Source organism: Rhizobacter sp. P2_H2, from assembly GCF_056403375.1.
Genome location: NZ_JBFUFP010001256.1, coordinates 1 through 1,428, shown reverse-complemented (window position 1 = coordinate 1,428; position 1,428 = coordinate 1). Strand labels below are relative to the sequence as shown.

The following is a 1,428-nucleotide window of genomic DNA, read 5'->3' as shown; positions in this document are numbered from 1 at the left end:
GCTTTGGGAACTCTCGGCCAGATCGAGTGCCTGGATAGCCCGCCTGGGCTGAGCTCAGCCCAGGCAGTCGCCGCTGCGCCGCGTGCGCGATGCGGGCGCCTGCCCCGGCAGCTCCGTCGCGTAGTGCAGGGACAGCAGCTGCCAGCCCTGCGAGCCCAGCTGCCACTGGCTGCTGTTGACGCCGGTGAAAGCGGCAGGCCCTTCGGCGCTGTCGTAACGGGTCTCGACCACGCTGTAGACCTGGGCATGGGCACCATGGCGGCGCAGCTCGCGATGGACCTCGCATTCGAACACCGCCTTGGGCGCCGGCTCTTTCAACGTGGCCAGGAACTCGGTGCCTGACCAGCTGCGCACGTCGAGGCTGGCATCGCGCAGGCGCTGGCCCCAGATCCGCGTTTGCGGATGCAGCAGCGGGCGCAGCAGCTCGGCGTCGGGCGCGCCGCCGGCCTTGCTGTTGAAGGTGCGCCACAGGTCGCCGATGCGCTGCTCCAGCTGGGCCTGGCTTTGGGTCTCGGCCCGCGAGCCCAGCTCGGCCAGCAGCGCCGGCCAGCTGACGCGGTAGAGCTGCGACAGACCCGCAGCATGCCGGCCCGGGCGGGTGGAGGCGAATATCAGCCACTGACCATCGCTGCTGACCGAGGGCGTGAACTCGAAGCTCGGGCTGTTGACCGGTGCTGGCAGGCGTATCGCCGGGCCGAACCCGGCACCGACCCGCTCCGCCAGGAACAGGTCGCCGTCCTGCCTGGCCTGGGTCTCGCTGCGGTCGCTCCACCACAGAGCGTAGCGGCCATCCGGTGACAGCGTGAAGTCGCTGTTGGACAGTCCCACATTGATCGGTGCCTGAAGCGCGACCGGCACGCTGTGCGTGCCATCGGCCAGACGCTCGCTCTGGTAGACAGCCAGCCGGCCCGGCCCGCCGGGGCGGTCGGAGCCGAAGTAGAGGCGCTCGCCATAGCGCTCCGGCCCGAGCTCGAAGCCGGGGCCCTGCACGGCCTCGGCCAAGCGCTGCGGTGCACTCCATTGGCCGTCCGTCCAGCGGGACTCATGGATGTCCAGCTGTCCCAGCGCCTTCTCGCCCTCGAGGGGGCGGTCGGAGACGAAGGTCAGCGTCTTGCCATCGCCGCTCAGGTGCGGGTCGGAGTCTCGCCAGCGCGGGTCGCTGAAAGGCAGCACCTGCGGGTCCGACCACTCGCCGTTGACGCGGCGCTGCCAGAAGATCTGCGAACGCTTGAACCCGGCAGCCGAGCGTGCGAACACGCGCAGCTCGCGCTGCTCCTGCAGGTTGTAGCTTTGCAGGCTCGGGTCGGCGGGGCCCGCCTGGACAGGCTCGACGAGAAGTTCGGCGGCGTGGGCCGACGCGCTCAGCGCGAGCAGCAGGCTGGTCACAAGGAGACGGTTTTGCATGAGGTGTGGAGCGTGCTGGGAGGG

1 protein-coding gene is annotated in these 1,428 nt (G+C 70.2%); it reads right to left on the bottom strand.

What is annotated here, in order from left to right:
- Window positions 1-54: 54 nt before the first annotated feature.
- Window positions 55-1,404 (bottom strand): TolB family protein, encoded by a 1,350-nt coding sequence (locus AC1D15_RS32110; protein ID WP_477829241.1) that lies wholly within the window; start codon window positions 1,402-1,404, stop codon window positions 55-57.
- Window positions 1,405-1,428: the final 24 nt, after the last annotated feature.